The sequence below is a fragment of the Nostoc sp. genome (assembly GCF_036919615.1).
Lineage (GTDB): Bacteria > Cyanobacteriota > Cyanobacteriia > Cyanobacteriales > Nostocaceae > Nostoc.
The window spans coordinates 1-18,996 of record NZ_JBALCN010000016.1 but is presented as its reverse complement, the minus strand read 5'-3'; the positions used below and the strand labels follow the sequence as shown (position 1 = coordinate 18,996).

The window sequence follows — 18,996 nt, the reverse complement described above, 5'->3', positions numbered from 1 at the left end:
TAGGGCATAGGGAATAGGGTTTTTTAAAATTCACTACTCCCCCAATCACTACTCACTACTCCCTAAACTTTGCAAGCAGCTAAAGCCGCAGCTAACTCCTTTGCAGTTCGAAAGCGATCGCGTGGCAATGGTTCTGTAACGCGATCAATCACATCTCTTAATTGGGAACTAATGGTGGGAACTTTTGCCACATCAAACCTAAAGTTTCGCCCCCTTTGGTGGTAATACTTGAACGGGTTTTCACCTGTGAGCAGAAAAATCAGCGTTGGTCCAATTGCATACAAATCAGATTGAGTCAAAGGTTGTCCTCGTTCTTGTTCAGGAGCGCAGTAACCTTCTGCACCAATACGAGTACCGGGTGCTGTACCAATTTCTTTAACTGCGCCAAAATCCAGCACCACTATGCGATTTACTGAACTTCGCACCATTAAGTTGGCGGGTTTAATGTCGCGGTGAATCAGTGGAGGCTCTTGGCTATGAAGATAGTCTAAGATATCGCAGGTTTGGATCATCCAAGCGATCGCTTGGTTTGGTGTCACTGGCCCAGTGGTATAGACACGTTTCTCTAAATCTTGTCCGTGGATTAGTTCCATTGCTAAGTATTTTTTTCCGTCTTCTACAAAGAAATCGTAATACTTCGGAATTCCAGGATGGTTAAGGGATTTGAGAGTGTACGCCTCCCTCTCAAATAATTCTTGAGCTTTGGCAATTTTCGCCATATCAGCATTCATTTGCTTCAACACCAGCAGTTGTGGGATACCCGCAATCTGACCAGTCACATCCCTAGCGAGATAAGTAGTACCCATACCTCCTTGTCCGAGAGTTCGCAACACCTGATAATGGCGAATCTTCTGTTGTACTGAGAGAGGTTGACCACAGTGGATGCAAAACAGATTATTCGGGGAGTTGCCTTCGTGTGTGCAAGTGGAAGATGAATTTGCTCCACCTTGGGCTGAGTAGATTGTTGCAGCGGCATTTTCTTCTGTTCCTTGGATATCTGGCGGGAGCAAACCAGTTTCTAGTACTGTTACCTCCTGAATTTGGAATTGCAGTATTGGGCCTCCCTGTGCCAGTTGCAAAAGAGAATTATCTGGTAACGAACCCTGAATCACAAGGACACCGTTGAGGAAAGTCCCATTTGTACCCTGACTAATCAGCTGCCAAGCATCGCCATTGCTAGCGGAACCCACTTGTCTCAGTTCTAGATGATGTCGGGAAACCAAGCTATCAGTTAAAACAACGTGATTATCTGCCGCTCGACCAATCCGAATTATGGAGGAGTTCTCAAAGCACCACTGCTGGAGGGGCGTTTTCTGTTGCGGTTCTAACAGGGTCAGACTAACCACAATACAACCTATAAGGTAAGAGGATCAGGGGGTTGGGAATTAGGGATTGGAGAACACGTGGCGCTCTCTGGGGATAAGGGGCAATGGAGATTGGGAATCACAAGTATTCTACAGTACCCCGTACCCAGTCACTAGTACCCAGTTTCCACTCCCCATTTATGATTAACTTTCCAGATTTGGGCGTACTTTTGCCCGAATAAGTATACCAGTAATGTTGTCATGACCATTGTGTTGGTTCGCGAAATCAATTAAGTCTGTAACGCCCCGTTCTAAGTTAACGCCAGAACTAAGTAAGGGTTCTAAGTGAGTTTGCCAATGGGTTTCTAGTAAATCATTATCTGATAGACCGTCCGATGCCAACAGCAGAAGGGTATCTTCATTGATCTCGAAAAAGCCGACATCGGGATTAATCGAGTTCTCGTCACGGGGCCCCAAGGCTTGGGTGAGTTGGTAGGCATCGGGACGGGCGTAAGCTATGCTTGCTTCCACTCCTCGGCTAATTTCCCGTTGCCCAACCTCATGATCTACTGTGACTTGTTCTAGTCCCCGCTTGCGCGTCAGGCGATAAAGACGGCTATCTCCCACATGAGCAACTGCTGCTTGAGTATCTTGAATTAACAGCATTACTAAAGTTGTACCCATGCGCCCCACTCCAGAACGGGCATCTTGTTGATTGAGCTTGTAAATCGCCTCATTAGCTAAATACACTGCCTCACGAATGCTATCTTCTGTTGGCAGTTGGTTGGTAATCCAGTGTTCTTGAAAGTATTGCCGTAGGGTGTTGACTGCTAACTCACTGGCTATCTCGCCGCCAGCGTGTCCACCCATACCATCACAGAGAATATACAAACCATGCCCTTGCAGGACTCGACTTTTGGGCAACTCCAGCTTGTAAATTTTGGTTTCAATGCCAAAGTAGTCTTCGTTATGATGACGTTGATGCCCCACATCTGTGCATCCTGCATCTTCCAAGCTACTTAACTGCATCGCCAAGACAACAGTTGGCATATCATCAGTTTTACTAATGATATTTTCTGACTCATCTGATTGCGGGATAATGGGCACAGCAGTATTTTTCTCCTTTATTGGGGGCAAAGTTGCAGTTCCTAATGCTTCCAGTTCAACAGAGATTTCCTCCAAACGCGATCGCAACTGTGCGATCGTGTGAATTTTACCTATATCTAAATCCCCCAACATCTGGACTACAGAACCAAATTGAGTGCGTTGAGACTGCCTAAATAGCGCTTGCCAAACTCGCCCCAAAGCTTGGATAGTTAACGGTTGCTCTGGAATAGCCGATGTTTGGGCTTGGGCATCTTCTGGCGACTCGGTGGCAGGCTGAGAATTCGATAATTCCACATCCAACCTTTGTAGCGCCAGCGTTTGGTCTTCATCTAATCGCAAATTCGACAAATCTAAAAGGCTTTGACGACAATTTACTGGTTCTAATAATGCCCAAAGTTGGGTCATTTGATAACACCAGTGTAAAATTTTTAACGAACTCGTTGTTTCTTCTTGCCACAGGTCGAGTAAATGCTGCCAATCCGAGCGGTCTTCAATTATTACTACCTCCATATCTCCCTGCTGCCATGCATCGTGAATCGGCGGTATCCCTCGCTCACCTTGGGATTGTAAGGCAATATAAAGTTTAGCAAGGCGAGGAATTCCACTTGTTTCCACTGATGGCGTTAGCAAATCTGATTGCTGGCTTGCTAGTATTGCCTCAATGGGTGATATTTGATACGGCTGACAGTCTAGAACTCTCACACCTACATCCGTAATAGTGGCAGTTTCCGTTTGGGCAGGTAGCGGATCTAACAATTGATAGCGCTCTTGGGAGTCTAAATAAGAGCCTAATGCAATCTGAGAACTAGAGAATAGAGGAGATGAGGAAGATATTGTTCCCTCATCTACCTTTATTCCCACATCTTCCTTATCTACCTCATCTTTCTCTACTCCCAAAGTTTCCCCAGTCGTTTCCTTAGCAATAATTGCCCAAAATACTGTTCCACATTCTGTGCCACAGTTATGACAACGTAGTGCATTCACAGGTACATCATCGGTACTGCATTCAGGACAGACCTTGTGGGTCAGGGACATGCCACAGTTTTGACAGAATTTGTTGCTATTGGGGTTTTCAAATTTACACTGAGGGCAAATCAGCATAGTGGAAGTTCCTTTATTCCCGTTCCAAGGTGCTTCTAGCCACTAAGATCCAAGGTGCCACAATTGGCTGTCCCTGACTACAGTAGACCTAGAAAAGATTGTAGTTCATCAATGAATTTTGGTGGCAGTATTAATTGTGACGCATATTAGATAAATATTTAATATATTGGCAGCCAATTCCTTATAAATGGGTAAGCAGGGGAGCAGGGGGAGCGGGGGGAGCAGGGGGAGCAGGGGAGAAATAACTAATGCCCAATACTTCTACTTCTCTACCTTGGGCTGCGCCTTAAGCGAAGCTATGCCGCAGGCTTTACGGCTTACTTCGACTTCTCTACCAGACGCTCTTGCTAGCTTGCTTCCCTGGAGGGGTACGCTCGGTACAAGGCGCTCAGTACAAGTGCCCAATGCCCAAAAGTCTGGCAATTGCCGAGGTTCAGCGTTAAACCATTTTTGATAAATTTGCTTGTAAGTGCCATTGGATAACAAAGTCCCTATACCTTTGTTAATTGCATCTAGATGGGGGGAGTCTTTAGGTGTAGCAATCCCGTAGTATTCTTGGGTGAGTAGGTCGGCAACAACTCTGATGCCTTTGAGTTTGCCATTTTTAATTGCATACAAAGTAGCAAAAGCATCGCTAACCACAGCATCAACATTGCCATTGAGCAAATCTTGAAAAAATTCTGGCCCAGAATTAAAAGTACTAATTTTGGCGTTGGGGATGGTTTTGGCAAAATCTGCCCCAGTGGAACCAATTTGTACAGCGATTTTTTTACCTTTAAGACTATTGAAGTCTTTAATATTTTGGTTGTCTTCACGCACAGCGATCGCTAGTCCGGCTTTAAAATAAGGTCTGGAAAAAGCAATGGTTTTCAGGCGTTCGGCGGTAATCGTGATTCCGCTAATTGCTGCATCGACTCTTTTGGCTTGTAAAGTTGAGATCATGCCATCAAAGGGCAGACTTTCAAACTGAACTGCAAAACCTGCTACTTTAGCCAACGCATTCATCAAATCAATATCAAAACCTTCCAAGTGACTGCTAGCCGTTTGGATTTCAAAGGGGATAAAGGTGGGATCTGTCGCCACTTTGAGAGGTTTAGCACCTGGATTTGTAGTCGGATAAAAATTGTTACAGGCAATGAGCAGTAGCAAACAGCCTAAGCTCAGAATTAGTTGCCGCCACTTAAAGTTAATCAAATTCCCTCTAGTCATTAGTCATTAGCCAAATACCTAATTTCTCGTTTCGTGTAGTGCTTGAGTCCGAGCAAAGCGACGCTCAGCAGGGCGTGCGAGTCCAAGATAAGCGGTGAAGGAGGCGATCGCAAACACTGCCATTAAACTAGACATGGCGATCGCTGTGCGCCCATCATAAAAGAAAGCAACTAACCCACTTGCCAACGCCCCACATAACATTTGCAGAAATCCCACCGTGGCGGCTGCAACTCCAGCTATCTCTGGCAAAGGCTGAATGGCACCCTGTATTGCATTGGGGGAGATTATCCCCAGGCAGAAGGTGTTAAGTACTAGAAGAGGCATTAGCGTAGTAACTTGTGCAGCACCACTCACTGACAGGATCGCAAGGGCAACAGATGAGGCAACGGCACTTACCAGCCCAAAGGTGAGCAACCTTGAGGGAGATACGCCACGCATACTCAGATGCCCATTCAGAAATGAGCCTACCATGATGCCAAAAGCGGTCGATGCAAAAAGCCAGCCGTAGGTTGTAGTCGGGACTTTAAATACATTAAGCAGCACGAGTGGCGATCCCGCGACATAGGTAAACATGCACCCAAAGCTTAGTGCGTTGATGAGGGCGTAGCCGAGACAAATCCGATTGCTGAGAATGCGCCCATAATTTTTTATCAGCCGACGTGGTTTGATCGCATCTAGATCACGGCTAGCTAGCGACTCACTTACTCCAAGGGCAACAAACAGCAAGAGTAAGAACCCTCCTACAGCCAGTGTCCCATAGATAGTCCGCCAACCAGCGATTGCCAGCACCCAACTACCGATTGTGGGTGCAATCATCGGTGCTACGCCCATCACGAGATTGACATAGGAAAGTTGGGCGCGTGCTGCCGAACCATCAAATAGATCGCGGACAATCGCTAGTGTCATCACCATACCTGCACCAGCGCCGGCACCTTGAACTAAACGCCAAGCAATCAGAGTATTGATGGATGGCGCAGCAGCACAGCTTGCACCTGCTAGGGTAAAAAGTCCGCAGCCGATAAGCAAGATTGGTCTGCGTCCATAGCGATCTGAAAGCGGACCAAAAATCAGCTGGGCAACAGCAAACCCAAGCATAAACAAGCTTAGGATTAGTCCAACAGATCCAGAAGATGCCCTCAATGCTGCGCTGATTGTAGGAAAAGCTGGTAGCCCCATGTCAATTGATAGGGGCGGTAGTGCAGAAAGTGCCCCCAAAAGAAGCGTGAAGCTCAAGGTGTTGGGTCGAATTCGCATTATTTTAACTCGTAGGATTCACGGTTATCCAAGTGGGTCTCTTGATTTTTCTAGCTAGGTGTGAGATGTTCTTACTCAGTAAATACTAGGGCAACTCAAGAAATTTACTGTTTTTAAAATGATTTTAGGAGATTTGCAGCTTCTAAATCCCAGGATAAAGCTAGTACATTAGGGTGGAAATCAACAAACCATTAAAAAAATATCAAAATACTAAAAAACAATAGTTTTGAAATTATGCTTTTGTCCACACTAGTTAAATAGGCATTTTTTTAGCTGCCAGATTACTCTGTATAAATTTTGTATTTTAATTTTCGGAGGGGTTAATTAATGCCACTTGTATCAAGTTTAAGGTGTAGTTTGTCAGGAATCAAAAGTTGTTTTATTGAAAAATGAGCGCGATGAGTGGGAGTTACCAGGAGGTAAGTTGGAACTGGGCGAAGATCCAGAAATTTGCTGTGTCAGAGAGATTAAAGAGGAATTGGTGTTAAATGTCAAGGCAGGACTTATTTTAGATAGTTGGGTTTATCATAATTACATATGGTTGTTATCCTAAAGCTTTTTTAAAGATTACTCATAGTTCGGAACACAGAAATGTAGATGTTTTTACTTTTGAAGAAGTCAAACTATTGAAAATGCCAGAAGGTTACAAACGCTCAATTCAAAAATGGTCTGAAATTTTTGCTTGTTGAGATATTGATGAGACATTAGCCAAACTATACTTAGAAAACACAGTAGCATTGTTCAGATTTAGAATAAAGCTGACTATCAGTATTCCTTCCGGGCAATGCTGATATACTCATAAACTTAGAAGACAACTTGCCCTTTATGGCTCCTACCACTTCTGCTTACCAAATTGCTGATTTGTTCGCCGAAAGAGCTAGAAACCTCGCACCACCAACCTACGGCACAGAGTTAACCAAAATCGCCACTGTTAGCTTTGTTTACGGTCTAGCTGACCCAATTCTCTTTCCTCACGCTGACTTGGCTGCTGCAAGTGCAGCTGTGCTAGCAGAAGAGGCTCCGATCGCCCTCAATTACGGCCCACCTTCAGCTCAACTTTATGAGCAAATTCTCCTCCGCTTGCAGGCTAAAGGAATCCTTGCCGATCGTGATCGCCTGATCATTGGCTACGGTTCTGGTCAGATTCTGGGCTTGCTACCAGATGTGTTTGTCGAACCTGGTGATGTGGTAATTGTCGAAGGGCCAACCTTCCTGGGAGTGGTTAGTAGATTTGTCCACGCTGGCGCACGCATAATTACCATTCCTGTGGATGAGTTGGGGATGGATGTAGATGCGTTAGAAGTAACATTGAGCGACTTGAAAAAACAGGGCATCCGACCCCGGTTTATTTACACCATCCCGACCTTTCACAATCCCACAGGCACAACTATGCCGTTATTTCGCCGCCAAAAACTGGTAGCGTTAGCGGCTGAGTATGGCGTCCTAGTGGTGGAGGACGATGCTTATAGCGATTTGCGCTTCCAAGGAGAAACTGTGCCCTCCCTGGCAACCCTCGACCAAGATGGGTGGGTGTTATATGTGAGTACCTTCTCGAAAATTATTGCGCCTGGTATCCGCCTGGGCTGGGCTTGTGGCGATCCAGCGATTATTGAGCGGCTGGCAATGTTCAAAAGTGAGGGGCCTGTGGGGCCATTTGTCAGCCATGTGGTCGCTGGCTACTGTGCTACAGGCAAACTAGATAATCACATTCAGCAGCTAATCGCCTGCTACAAGCATAAGTGTAATTTGTTGTTAGAAGCGATCGCTCACGAGTTTCCCAGTGATATAGTTACCTTACGACCAGATGGCGGCTTTTTCGTTTGGTGTAAATTGCCGCCAGACATCAGCGCCAAAGCACTCCTAATCGCTGCCAGTGAACACGGCGTCAGTTTTCTGCCAGGGACACGCTGCTACGCCAATGGACAGGGAAATGATGCTATCAGGTTAGCTTTTAGCTTTCAGCCAACACAGAAAATTGTCGAAGGAATTGCTACTTTGGGAGCAGTGTTGCGCGGATGGCGGCAATGACCGTGCCAATTTTAGATTTTGGTCGCACCTTTGGTACGCTTCCAGCACAACTTGGATTTTGAATTGAAGATAATTTACCTTGTTCCCAGTCTCAGACTGGGAATGCTCTTTGGGAGGCTCCCGCCTCCTGTCTCAGAAACAGCAGCCCAATAAAGATTATTTCCTTATTAGAACCTGGAAAGGGGATTTTGATTCTCAATAAATTTTATAAATCTTTAAAAAATTTGTTCCAAACGTTGGAAATCGCGCTGCACTTCATAACAGAGACTTTTATTATGAGGATCTGTCTTCAGAGCTTTTTTAAGATAAATTCTGGCTTTGAGCAGCTGGTTTTCGGAAATTAGCGCCCGTCCCCAAATTTGATAGACGATCGCTAGCCATTGACGAACTTCTACATCTGTTGACAAACGAACTGCTAAAGCTTCCGCCAGAGCGATCGCTTGCGGAAATCGTCTTTCTTGCAAAAATCGCTGCAATTGCTCATAAGTCTTCCACTTCAGCCGTTCTTCTATTTCCAACAGATTAGGCGGCTTTGATTTTGGTGGTTGTTGAGTTGTCACCGTTGTGACTGGCGTTTTCTGCCAATGCATTACCTTGGTGTCATCATACACAGTTGACACCTGACTTGAATGTGCGGCAGTTTCCTCTGGCAATACTACCGTCAGCAAGAGTTTATAAGCCTCTGTCAAGGCAATAAACTTATCTTTGGCTTTGTTGTCATCTGGGTTCATATCGGGATGATATTGCTGCGCCAGTCGTCGGTAAGACGCTTTGATCTCAGCAAAAGAAGCTCCCGACCTTAAACCCAATAAACGGTAGCAATCTCCAAGATCCATCTTGAGCTATGAGCTATCGAATATCCAGCTAGAGGCTATCAGCTATCTGCTTTAAGCCTGAACTATTAATGATAAAGGCTAATTTTCTATTTTAAAGTTCAATGTTGACAGTTTGTTTAGGAAAGCGAGTGGAGAGTGGGGAATTAGGAGTTAAAAGTTAGGAATTATTTCTCCCCCTGCAACGCCAGCTTCCCCTACTCCCTACTCGCCTACTACTATAGAGGTTCGGTCTTCAATCACACGGTCAATCAAACCGTATTCTTTAGCCTCTTCGGCAGACATGAAAAAGTCACGATCCATATCTTTTTCAATTTTTGCTATGGTCTGACCAGTTTTATCAGCATAAATCCCATTGAGCTGGTGACGAATCCGTAGAATCTCTCTAGCTTCAATTTCGATATCAGTTGCTTGTCCACGGGTGCCACCAGATGGCTGGTGAATCATAATTCGTGAGTGAGGCAATGCTAACCGTTTGCCTTTAGTACCAGCTGTCAGCAGGAAAGACCCCATTGAAGCAGCTAAACCTACGCAAATAGTCACCACATCTGATTTGATATGTTGCATGGTGTCAAAAATAGCCATGCCAGATGTAACCATCCCACCGGGGGAATTGATGTATAAATAAATATCTTTACCTGGATCATCTGAGTCCAGATACAGCATTACAGCAATTATTTGATTGGCAATTTCATCATCAATATCTCGCCCCAAGAATATAATCCGTTCCCGGTAAAGGCGATCATAGATGCTAATCCAATCTGTATATTGTCCTCCGGGCATCCGGTAAGGAACTTTCGGAACGCCTATAGGCATAACTTACTCCGTTTTTTAATAATTTGGGGGCGGTAGGAGAGTTAGGAGTTAAAAGTAAAGACGCGATTAATCTCGTCTGTACAGGAGTGAGGAGTTTTCAATAACTCATAACTCATAACTCATAACTCATAACTCATAACTAAATTAAAGGACACTAGCAGGTAGAGGGGGATTTGCGAGTTCTTCTTTCTCAAAAACTCTGTCAATTAGGCCGTATTCCTTCGCTTCGTAGGGTGTAAGATATAACAGCCTATCCATATCTTTAATAATTTTTTCTGGAGGCTGTCCGGTGGTGCGATGTAAGATATCAACTAACGCCCCTTTATTTACCAAAACTTCCCTGGCACGAATTTGAATATCCGTTGCTTGACCTTGGGCGTAGCTCTTGGGCTGATGCAGAATAATCGAAGAGTGAGGCAAACTAGCGCGGCAACCTTTTGTACCAGCACTGAGAAGCATGGCTGACATACCCATCGCGGAACCGACGCAGATGGTGTGGATAGGAGGCTTTATATATTTCATGGTGTCAAAGATGGCGAAGGCTTCGGTTTCAAAGCCAATGGGTTCGCCACTGTAACCGGAAGTGCCGGTGGAGTTGATATAGATTTTAATCGGCTTTTCGGGGTCGTCGGACTGCAAAAACAACAACTCGGCCACAATTAATTCGGTGACAGCAGGCACCAGTGGCATCCCAATATAGACAATTCTCTCCTTCAACAACAGGGAAGGTAAATCTGGCGGCGGTGTCCGGTAAAAGTTATCGCCGTAATAAGGGGCTTGAACAGCCTTGATTGGGGAAATGTCCATAGCAACTAGATCGCCTGAAACTATGCCGTTAACTGTAATACATCCTAGCGTGATGCTAGCTTTCCTCAAGGTGCGGATTTCTCCCTAATGCTTCAGGCGGCTTCGCATCTGCCAATGCTTGGCTTCTAAGATATTCTGATTATATTAATGCATTTGTGTTGGATAGGTTTTCCGTAGAGTTAAAGTAGTGCTTTGAAGTTATTCATTAATATGTATATCCTGAATAGGGACTTTGAGTTATGAAGGTTAGCTTGCAGCCTGCCTTGAATGATGGTAATTTGGACGCAAATCAACTGAACAGTCAACGTCAGTTGGGAATTTCGATTTCGGCGATCGCAGAAAATCAAGACCGGAATGTGCCCCTGAATTTATGCTTAATTCTCGATCATAGTGGTTCTATGAACGGGCGATCGCTAGAAACGGTCAAAAAAGCGGCGATTCGTTTGGTAGATAGACTCAATCCTGGCGATCGGCTCAGTGTTGTAGTTTTCGATCACCGTGCCAAAGTCTTAGTACCTAGTCAAAGTGTCGAAAATCCAGAGAAAATCAAACAGCAAATTAATCGCTTATCTGCCGATGGTGGGACTGCGATTGATGAAGGACTGCGCTTGGGGATTGAGGAGTTAGCAAAGGGAAAAAAAGATACTGTTTCCCAAGCCTTCCTATTAACCGATGGGGAAAATGAACATGGTGATAACAATCGCTGTTTGAAATTTGCCCAATTGGCGGCTAGCTATAATTTGACTTTGAACACTCTGGGATTTGGTGACAATTGGAACCAAGATGTTTTAGAAAAAATTGCCGATGCTGGCTTAGGTACTTTATCTTATATTCAAAAACCCGAACAGGCAGTAGATGAATTTAATCGCCTGTTCAGCCGCCTTCAAACAGTGGGATTGACTAATGCTTATCTGCTATTCTCCCTGATGCCCAATGTCCGGCTAGCAGAACTCAAACCCATTGCCCAAGTTTCCCCAGACACAATTGAGTTACCACTGCAACAAGAAGCTGATGGACGTTTCGCTGTGCGGTTGGGAGATTTAATGAAAGATGCGGAACGGGTGATTTTAGCTAATATTTATTTGGGACAATTGCCAACAGGTGAACAAGCGATCGCTAATGTGCAAGTCCGCTACGATGACCCAGCCGCCAACCAGATAGGTTTATTTACACCAAATATCCCAGTTTATGCCCATGTAGTCAAAAATTACCAAGCAGACCTGAATCCCCAGGTGCAACAGTCTATTTTAGCATTAGCTAAGTATCGCCAAACCCAGCTAGCCGAAACGAAATTGCAACAGGGCGATCGCACTGGTGCAGCGACGATGCTACAAACGGCTGCTAAAACCGCGCTGCAAATGGGAGATACTGGTGCAGCGACGGTGTTGCAAACTTCTGCCACCCAGCTACAATCTGGACAAGATTTATCCGAAAGCGATCGCAAGAAAACCAGGATGGTTTCCAAAACAGTTTTGCAAGATACCCCTCCGCAATGAAAGTTAAATTGCTATCGGCGTTAAATGACAATAATGTTGATGTGGCTCAAACAAGTAGCCAACGTCAACTAGGAATGACGATTTTTGCGATTGCTGGTGAGTTTGACCAAAATCTGCCACTCAATCTCTGCTTGATTTTAGATAGAAGTGGTTCCATGCATGGACAACCAATTAAAACGGTGATCCAGGCGGTGGAAAGATTAATAGATCGGTTGAAAGTAGGCGATCGCATCTCAGTTGTGGCTTTTTCCGGTTCTGCGGAAGTCATTATCCCCAACCAAGAGATCCAAGACCCCGAAAGCATCAAATCTCAAATTAGAAGCAAACTCAGTGCTAGCGGCGGGACAGTCATCGCTGACGGTTTGGAATTAGGAATTACAGAACTGATGAAAGGCACAAGAGGCGCTGTTTCCCAGGCGTTTCTCTTGACGGATGGGCATGGTGAAAGCGGTTTGCGGATTTGGAAGTGGGATATTGGGCGAGATGACAACAAACGCTGTCTTCAACTCGCGCAAAAGGCTGCCAAGCTGAACCTAACTATCAACACTTTCGGATTTGGCAATAGCTGGAATCAGGATTTGCTGGAAAAAATTGCTGATGTCGGTGGTGGGACTCTAGCCCATATTGAACGTCCTGAACAAGCTGTGGATCAGTTTAGCCGACTGTTTGGGCGGATTCAGTCGATTAGGCTAACAAATGCCTACTTGCTATTATCTCTAGTGCCCAATGTCCGACTAGCAGAATTGAAACCCATTGCCCAAGTTGCCCCAGACACAATTGAGTTACCAGTGGAACCAGAAGCTGATGGTAGCTTTGCTGTGCGTTTGGGAGATTTGATGCAGGATGTAGAACGGGTAGTTTTGGCTAACATTTATTTGGGACAGTTGCCAGAAGGTAAACAAGCGATCGGGCATTTGCAAATTCGTTACGATGACCCGTTGGTTAATGAACAAGGCTTACTTTCGCCCCTTGTCCCAGTGTATGCAGATGTGGTGCGGGCGTATCAACCAGCGTCTAATCCCCAGGTACAACAGTCTATTTTAGCATTAGCGAAGTATCGCCAAACCCAGTTAGCCGAGGCGAAATTGCAGCAAGGCGATCGCACTGGTGCAGCAACGATGCTACAAACAGCAGCCAAAACCGCTTTACAAATCGGAGATAAAGGTGCAGCGACAGTGTTGCAAACCTCAGCCACTCGCCTGCAAGCTGGAGAAGAACTTTCCGAAGCTGACTTCAAGAAAACTAGGATTGCATCAAAGACAATTTTACAAGAATAGTAAAAATCCAGCGTTGCTGATTAATGGTATGAAAGTTTCGCGCCAAGGCGCAAAGCAAGAAAAAATATTTTATTCCTCAATTGAGTAACAAAGTAAGAAAGCCTGCGTGTAAAAAACCGTAAAAGTGATGTCTACGACTATCAAAATGTAATCAATGAATCAGAGCAATATATCGTTACCATCTGGATGTGTCCTTCGCAAGGCAACCTCTGGGGATCAGTGGTCGATTCGATTGCTGGTATTCTCAGCGAAACTCGACCCAACGCAATTAAATTGGCAGCAATTTTGGGTAATTGAATGCGATGCCTACGGCGGGCAAAGCTTACGCAATTTGGTAGCTTGTGGACAGTTACGTAATTTTTCAGGGGCACAAGAACTTGGTAGTTTGGTCGTTGCATCAGCTTGGAGAAGTCGCGGTTTGGGTACTTTGCTAACGCAGTATTTGATTAATACAGCAACACAACCACTTTATCTTGAATGTTTAGGTCAGCGACTGGCACAGTTTTACAGTCGCTTTAACTTTGTACCAATATCTTTTGAAGACTTGCCACCATTTACCAGGACAAGAGGCTTGTCTACGCTTAAGGACAAATTTAGATTCTCGCAATTAGCTAAAAAGCTACTTAGAGTTCCTGTGGTGTTCATGGAATATCAAGGCCAGTTAAGGCTTGATATTCCCTAACCCTCCTAAAAAAAAATGGAATTAGAGCAAGCTTTTTTAAGGGGAGAAAGTTATCCGATTTTGGATTTTGGACTTTCCTGCGGAACGCTACGCGAATGGCAACTCTTAGAGACGCGCAAGGGACGCTCAATCGAACGATTTTGGATTTTGGATTGTGAAAGAGTTGCTGGTAATCGCTTTGAGCGCTCCATTTGTCGCAATCATAGTTCAAATTGCTGTTATCCATTAATCCAACGGAGGTTTAGCAAAAATCGTTAGTAAGACAGGCCTTAGTAAATAGTGGTGATTCAAACATAATAATCCAGCAGAGGAGCCAAGAAGCTGACGTTGATTAGGGCTGTAGAGTCTAATTCCACGGGGAGAGACTGGCAATAGTTGAGGTTCTGTCTCTTTTTTAGAAGTAATGTCAACCAAATAGAAACGTCCACCGGGAGAAAGTACCCGTGCTATCTCACTAATCACTTGTTTTGGTTCCAAATAGTGCAAGAAGCTGATAGTGCTGAAAACAGCATCAAATTGACCATCAGCAACGGGAAGAGACTCAGCTTTGCTCTCGATATAAATTAAACGTGGACGGTGGTGGTTGCTCTGTCTTGCTACCCGCAACATATTAGCAGATAAATCCAATCCGATGCCTTGCAGATCGGGAAACTGAGTAGCAAGGCGCTCAAGTAAGCGTCCAGTACCACAGCCGATATCAATTACATTTGCTGGCTTTGATAAATCGACGTACTCCAGCAACCGTTTGTGAACGGCTCGATAAAACACTGAAGGAAAGAGCCAGTCGTAACTTGATGCCCATAGGTCAAAAAGTAGCTTTTTGTTACTGAAAAAGTCATCAGTCATTAGTTTTCGCAGCTTCCCTGAAGCTTGATGCTTTTTTAGGGTAAGTTTAGCTGCGCCTCCAAAAAGTTGGTTATAGCTTTGCAGTCTGGCAATATTTAGCCTAGCCTTTGGCACATTACCATTTCACGAAATTCTGTTAAAAATACGTTGCTAAGGTTGTATAGCAAGCCCTACAGCCGATTCATTTGTTGCAAAAATTTGGGGGATGGTATAAATCATCCGGAATTTTGGCAATTAAATGTGTAGTTAACAGTGTACCTAGAGACTCATTCTATCTCTGTAGAGAACTAAAGAATGAGCAATCACTGCATAAAACTATAGAACCTAACCGTATGTATTTATAGATGTTCAAATACAACGAACTCAATCTAGTTTAAAATTATTAAGGTGAATAATTATGACAAGCTTTATTCAAGTCCGGTTACACAATGATCTACTGCATCCAGTGCGCGAGTGGTTGGAAACGATAGAAATTCATAACTCCAAATTGGCTCATTTCCTGTGCAAAGCTATTCCTGCTCAGTGTCCCTTTGAGCGAAACATCACACTATTTGGTCGGAAGCTATTTCACATTCCTCCAATGTGTAAATTAAATCCCCTATACGAGGAAGTGGTTGGTTTACGTTTTAGAGCGCTCTGTTACCTTGCCGATGAATGCGGTGAAGATGTTACAGCCTATTGCTAATAGCCAGTTGAATCGTTCTTTGACCAAGCAGTCATAAGTATTTACAGACTTACGGTTGTTACTTACTCAGGGTTTATACTAAGCTAACGTACACCTAATTTAGATGTTTGGCTATTCAGTAGCCGACACCTCGAAGACAGTGTTTCCAGACCGGATTGTTGCTTACTGTACCCTGCTGAAATCATTAACATCATCATGACGCACATCTTACTGGTTGAAGATGAAGTCAAACTGGCACGATTTGTCGAATTGGAATTGAATTATGAAGGCTATCAAGTCAGTATTGCCTACGATGGATTAACCGCACTCACCGCAGCGCGTGAGTTACATCTAGATTTAGTAATTTTAGACTGGATATTGCCTGGTTTTTCGGGGTTGGAAATTTGCCGCCGCCTGCGAAGTATTGGTGATAAAGTGCCGATAATCTTATTAACCGTCAAAGATGAAGTGAGCGATCGCATTGCAGGCTTAGACGCTGGTGCTGATGATTACCTCGTTAAACCCTTCAGCGTTGATGAATTATTAGCCAGAGTCCGCACCCACCTGCGAAGAAGCCAGCAAGCAGACAAAGCAGATGTTTTAGAATTTGAAGACCTGAGTTTAAATCGTCGCACGCGTCAAGTGTACCGAGATCAGCGGTTAATTGAGTTAACCGTTAGGGAATTTGATTTACTAGAATATTTACTGGCCCATCCGCGACAGGTAATTACATGCGATCGCATTTTAGAAGAAGTCTGGGGTTACGACTTCATGGGTGATGCCAAGATCATCGAAGCTTACATTCGTTACCTGCGTCTGAAACTTGAAGCCAATAACGAAAAGTGCCTCATTCAAACTGTGAGTGGTGTCGGTTACACATTGCATGATTGAATTGGGCATTTCCTCAGTATTAAATTTAAACTAACGTCGATGCCCAAAATCTCTGAGTATATGAGGATTTAGGGTTTTTGGTAATCTCAGCAAAAACTCATTCAACTCAGAGTTAATTATACTAAAATGCACAAATATGACCAATTCAACCTGGCACTATAGTGGTGGTGGTTGCTGTTAATTTATAAACCCAAAAATGTTGTTAATTAGTTTGTTTTTAACTACGCTTTTTTTATCATATTCCAATGGCGCAAATGACAACTTTAAAGGGGTAGCAACGTTGTTTTGTAGTCGAACAAGCAGCTATCAAACAGCAATTTTGTGGGGAACTTTGACAACTTTTGCTGGTGCAGTAGCTGCAACTTTTTTGGCAAGTACACTAATTAAAAATTTCTCTGGGAAAGGACTAGTACCTGATGCGATCGCTAATGCACCAGAGTTTCATATGGCAGTAGCGATCGCAGCTGGTTTTACTGTGCTTATAGCCACCCTCATGGGGTTTCCCATTTCTACAACTCACAGTTTAACAGGTGCTATTGTTGGTGCTGGATTAGTAGCGATCGGACTAAAAGTTAATTTTGCAGCTTTGGGAACTTCCTTTATTTTGCCTCTATTACTCAGTCCAATCATTGCTATTCCTTTGGGAGCAGGAATTTACACCTTATCTAAATATATCAATTCAAAATGGAATCTATCAGGCAATCAGAAAATGATTGATACTTGCCATTTTATCAGTGCTGGAGTTATCAGTTTTGCTAGAGGATTAAATGATACTCCCAAGATTTTCTCACTCATTCTAATTATTGAGTATTTTTCGATTCAGGGAGGAATGATCACGATGGCGATCGCGATGGCACTTGGCGGTTTACTCAACTCCCAAAAAGTTGCAATAACTATGAGTGAAAAGATTACCTCAATGAATCATACTCAAGGCTTATCAGCAAATATAGTAACTGGAGTTCTGGTCATTGCAGCTAGTCGGTTTGGGCTTCCAGTTTCCACCACTCACGTTTCAGTTGGTTCTATTTTTGGCGTGGGGTTGATTGGCAAAAAATCTAATACACGTGTTTTTTATCAGATACTACTATCATGGATTTTAACTTTACCAACTGCCGCAATTATTAGTGGAATAATCTACAGATTCTTGCAAGGTTAAAAAATTTGAAGACAGAATATATTTATACCATGTTTAAAGAATACTAACTAATGCAAACTCAAACAAAAATTATACTATATACAGCAATTACATCCTTTAAAAAAATTCAGTTATCCTTTGATCAAAAAGGAAATTACTGTTTTACAAATTAATTTAGGCAAGCATTGCAATCTTGCCTGTACACACTGTCATGTCGAAGCTAGGTCAAAACATACAGAAGAACTTTATCCTGAAATTTGTGAACAATTGATTTTGCTAATTCACAGATTCCCTGAAATTAAAATTGTGGATTTGACTGGTGGCGTCCCAGAAATGAATTATGGATTTAAGCCATTGGTAGAAGCAGCAAGAGCAACTGGTAAGCAGGTGATTGTCCGCTCTAATTTGACCATTTATTTTGAAGATGGATTTACTAATTTACCAGAATACTTTGCAAAATACCAGATAAGAGTTGTGCCTTCCTTACCTTGCTACTTAGCAGATAATGTTGATAGAAATGCGCGGTGCTAGTGTTATTGATAGTTCAGTTAAAGTTTTGCAGTGGCTGAACCAACTTGGCTATGGTAATAAAAAGCTAAATTTAGCTTTGGACTTGGTATTTAATCCCCAGTTACCTACGAGTGAAAAATTTTCCTTACCTCCTGAACAGACTAACCTAGAATGAGATGACAAAATGTTCTTATAAGAACATTTTAATATTGTATTTAACAACCTTTTTACCATTACCAACCTACCAGTTGGTAGAACCAAAATGCATTTAGAACAGAAAAAACTGTATACTAACTAATTGCAGTTTTTAGAGTCGCATTTTAATCCCAGCACAGTTGAACTAAGTGCTTACGATCGCACTCCAATTATAGTTGCTCAAACCATTGTATAGTATGCATTTCGCATTTGCGGATAAGTCTATTGCACTTGAACTGGAACGCAACATTGGCAAAACAATCATCATCCAAGAATTATCTCCTAATCTCCTATCCGATCTAGCTTTGTATTTAGGGGAATGGCAAGAAGGAAGTAATGCTCCAACTATGGCAAGTACGTCAAAAGATGATGTGCAATGCCGATGATTTAATTGATGTAGCAGAAATCTGGAATGCTAAACGAATTGTACCGTACTCCGATGGGGGTGCGCCTTGGTTTTGGCAGCGCGGTCTTGGCCCTTGTCTTGATGGATTGCAAGCACACATCATGGCAGTTGATCCAACCCCAGAGCATGTTTGCCAGGTAGCGACTCAGCGCTCTGGAACCTGCAAAGATGGAGCAATCGCCTCTCCTGTATCGATTTGCTTGCTTCGCCCTGGAGATGCTTTTACATTTGCTCAAGAGGATACACGAGTAGTTCAAAACCAATGGCCAGATGTTAAGTCGGTAGGTTCGCTCATTTAAATAACTAAAAGAGGAATTAATCTGGTGTAAAGTTAACGCAGCTTATACCAATTTTATATGAAGCTGCATATAATGGAGAAAAGAAACTCGATAAATTAAAATAGCCATGAGCCGCCCTTTTAAGATTGAAATCGCA

Annotated in this window: 18 protein-coding genes and 1 pseudogene; 11 read left to right on the top strand and 8 right to left on the bottom strand. The window is 43.5% G+C overall.

The window, feature by feature from the left end:
* Window positions 1-62: 62 nt before the first annotated feature.
* The 4 genes from V7K48_RS06525 to V7K48_RS06510 form a co-directional block, all read right to left on the bottom strand.
* On the bottom strand, window positions 63-1,346 hold the full coding sequence (locus V7K48_RS06525; RefSeq protein WP_335070716.1) for a protein kinase domain-containing protein: 1,284 nt from the start codon (window positions 1,344-1,346) through the stop codon (window positions 63-65).
* A 162-nt stretch (window positions 1,347-1,508) separates the two neighbouring features.
* Entirely contained in the window at window positions 1,509-3,512 is a 2,004-nt protein-coding gene (locus tag V7K48_RS06520; RefSeq protein ID WP_335070714.1) for a serine/threonine phosphatase, read from the bottom strand.
* A gap of 261 nt (window positions 3,513-3,773) precedes the next feature.
* Window positions 3,774-4,721: a basic amino acid ABC transporter substrate-binding protein gene (locus V7K48_RS06515; RefSeq protein ID WP_335070711.1), complete on the bottom strand. Its 948-nt coding sequence runs from the start codon at window positions 4,719-4,721 to the stop codon at window positions 3,774-3,776.
* An 18-nt stretch (window positions 4,722-4,739) separates the two neighbouring features.
* Window positions 4,740-5,975 carry a multidrug effflux MFS transporter gene (locus V7K48_RS06510; protein ID WP_335070709.1) on the bottom strand — a complete coding sequence of 412 codons (1,236 nt, stop codon included), beginning with the start codon at window positions 5,973-5,975 and terminating at the stop codon, window positions 4,740-4,742.
* 382 nt (window positions 5,976-6,357) lie between these two features.
* Between V7K48_RS06510 and V7K48_RS06505 the strand changes: the two genes are divergently transcribed.
* Both V7K48_RS06505 and V7K48_RS06500 read left to right on the top strand, forming a co-directional pair.
* Window positions 6,358-6,528, top strand: a complete 171-nt coding sequence (locus tag V7K48_RS06505) for an NUDIX domain-containing protein (protein ID WP_335070707.1) — start codon at window positions 6,358-6,360, stop codon at window positions 6,526-6,528.
* 272 nt (window positions 6,529-6,800) lie between these two features.
* Entirely contained in the window at window positions 6,801-8,003 is a 1,203-nt protein-coding gene (locus V7K48_RS06500) for an aminotransferase-like domain-containing protein (RefSeq protein WP_335070705.1), read from the top strand.
* A 215-nt stretch (window positions 8,004-8,218) separates the two neighbouring features.
* Here V7K48_RS06500 and V7K48_RS06495 read toward each other — a convergent pair whose 3' ends face one another.
* The 3 genes from V7K48_RS06495 to V7K48_RS06485 all read right to left on the bottom strand — a co-directional run bounded on the left by V7K48_RS06495 (window position 8,219) and on the right by V7K48_RS06485 (window position 10,459).
* Entirely contained in the window at window positions 8,219-8,839 is a 621-nt protein-coding gene (locus V7K48_RS06495; protein ID WP_335070703.1) for a J domain-containing protein, read from the bottom strand.
* Window positions 8,840-9,040: 201 nt separating this feature from the next.
* A complete protein-coding gene (locus V7K48_RS06490) occupies window positions 9,041-9,652 on the bottom strand; it encodes an ATP-dependent Clp protease proteolytic subunit (protein ID WP_335070701.1) in 612 nt (203 codons plus the stop codon).
* A 144-nt stretch (window positions 9,653-9,796) separates the two neighbouring features.
* The gene (locus tag V7K48_RS06485; protein WP_334978214.1) at window positions 9,797-10,459 is read right to left on the bottom strand and encodes an ATP-dependent Clp protease proteolytic subunit; all 663 of its coding nucleotides are present in this window, start codon (window positions 10,457-10,459) and stop codon (window positions 9,797-9,799) included.
* 239 nt (window positions 10,460-10,698) lie between these two features.
* Between V7K48_RS06485 and V7K48_RS06480 the strand changes: the two genes are divergently transcribed.
* From V7K48_RS06480 to V7K48_RS06470, 3 genes are all read left to right on the top strand, one after another.
* Window positions 10,699-11,955: a vWA domain-containing protein gene (locus tag V7K48_RS06480; protein ID WP_334978216.1), complete on the top strand. Its 1,257-nt coding sequence runs from the start codon at window positions 10,699-10,701 to the stop codon at window positions 11,953-11,955.
* Window positions 11,952-13,232 (top strand): vWA domain-containing protein, encoded by a 1,281-nt coding sequence (locus V7K48_RS06475; protein ID WP_335070699.1) that lies wholly within the window; start codon window positions 11,952-11,954, stop codon window positions 13,230-13,232. The genes V7K48_RS06480 and V7K48_RS06475 overlap by 4 nt, the downstream gene beginning before the upstream one ends.
* Window positions 13,233-13,386: 154 nt before the next feature.
* Window positions 13,387-13,914, top strand: coding sequence for a GNAT family N-acetyltransferase (locus V7K48_RS06470; RefSeq protein ID WP_335070697.1), 528 nt, complete (start codon window positions 13,387-13,389; stop codon window positions 13,912-13,914).
* A 225-nt stretch (window positions 13,915-14,139) separates the two neighbouring features.
* On the opposite strand, the gene V7K48_RS06465 is transcribed toward V7K48_RS06470, so the two are convergent.
* On the bottom strand, window positions 14,140-14,760 hold the full coding sequence (locus tag V7K48_RS06465; RefSeq protein ID WP_335070822.1) for a class I SAM-dependent methyltransferase: 621 nt from the start codon (window positions 14,758-14,760) through the stop codon (window positions 14,140-14,142).
* 397 nt (window positions 14,761-15,157) lie between these two features.
* On the opposite strand from V7K48_RS06465, the gene V7K48_RS06460 reads away from it, so the two are divergent.
* The 6 genes and pseudogenes from V7K48_RS06460 (at window position 15,158) to V7K48_RS06435 (ending at window position 18,860) form a co-directional block, all read left to right on the top strand.
* Complete coding sequence (locus tag V7K48_RS06460; protein WP_335070695.1) at window positions 15,158-15,445, top strand: Mo-dependent nitrogenase C-terminal domain-containing protein; 288 nt, start codon at window positions 15,158-15,160, stop codon at window positions 15,443-15,445.
* Window positions 15,446-15,640: 195 nt separating this feature from the next.
* A complete protein-coding gene (locus tag V7K48_RS06455; protein ID WP_335070693.1) occupies window positions 15,641-16,315 on the top strand; it encodes a response regulator transcription factor in 675 nt (224 codons plus the stop codon).
* A 196-nt stretch (window positions 16,316-16,511) separates the two neighbouring features.
* Entirely contained in the window at window positions 16,512-17,471 is a 960-nt protein-coding gene (locus V7K48_RS06450) for an inorganic phosphate transporter (RefSeq protein ID WP_335070691.1), read from the top strand.
* A 50-nt stretch (window positions 17,472-17,521) separates the two neighbouring features.
* Window positions 17,522-18,255, top strand: a pseudogene (locus tag V7K48_RS06445) (DUF3641 domain-containing protein); the annotation flags it as partial.
* A 97-nt stretch (window positions 18,256-18,352) separates the two neighbouring features.
* Complete coding sequence (locus V7K48_RS06440; RefSeq protein WP_335070689.1) at window positions 18,353-18,541, top strand: hypothetical protein; 189 nt, start codon at window positions 18,353-18,355, stop codon at window positions 18,539-18,541.
* On the top strand, window positions 18,492-18,860 hold the full coding sequence (locus tag V7K48_RS06435) for a hypothetical protein (protein ID WP_335070687.1): 369 nt from the start codon (window positions 18,492-18,494) through the stop codon (window positions 18,858-18,860). The genes V7K48_RS06440 and V7K48_RS06435 overlap by 50 nt, the downstream gene beginning before the upstream one ends.
* Window positions 18,861-18,996: the final 136 nt, after the last annotated feature.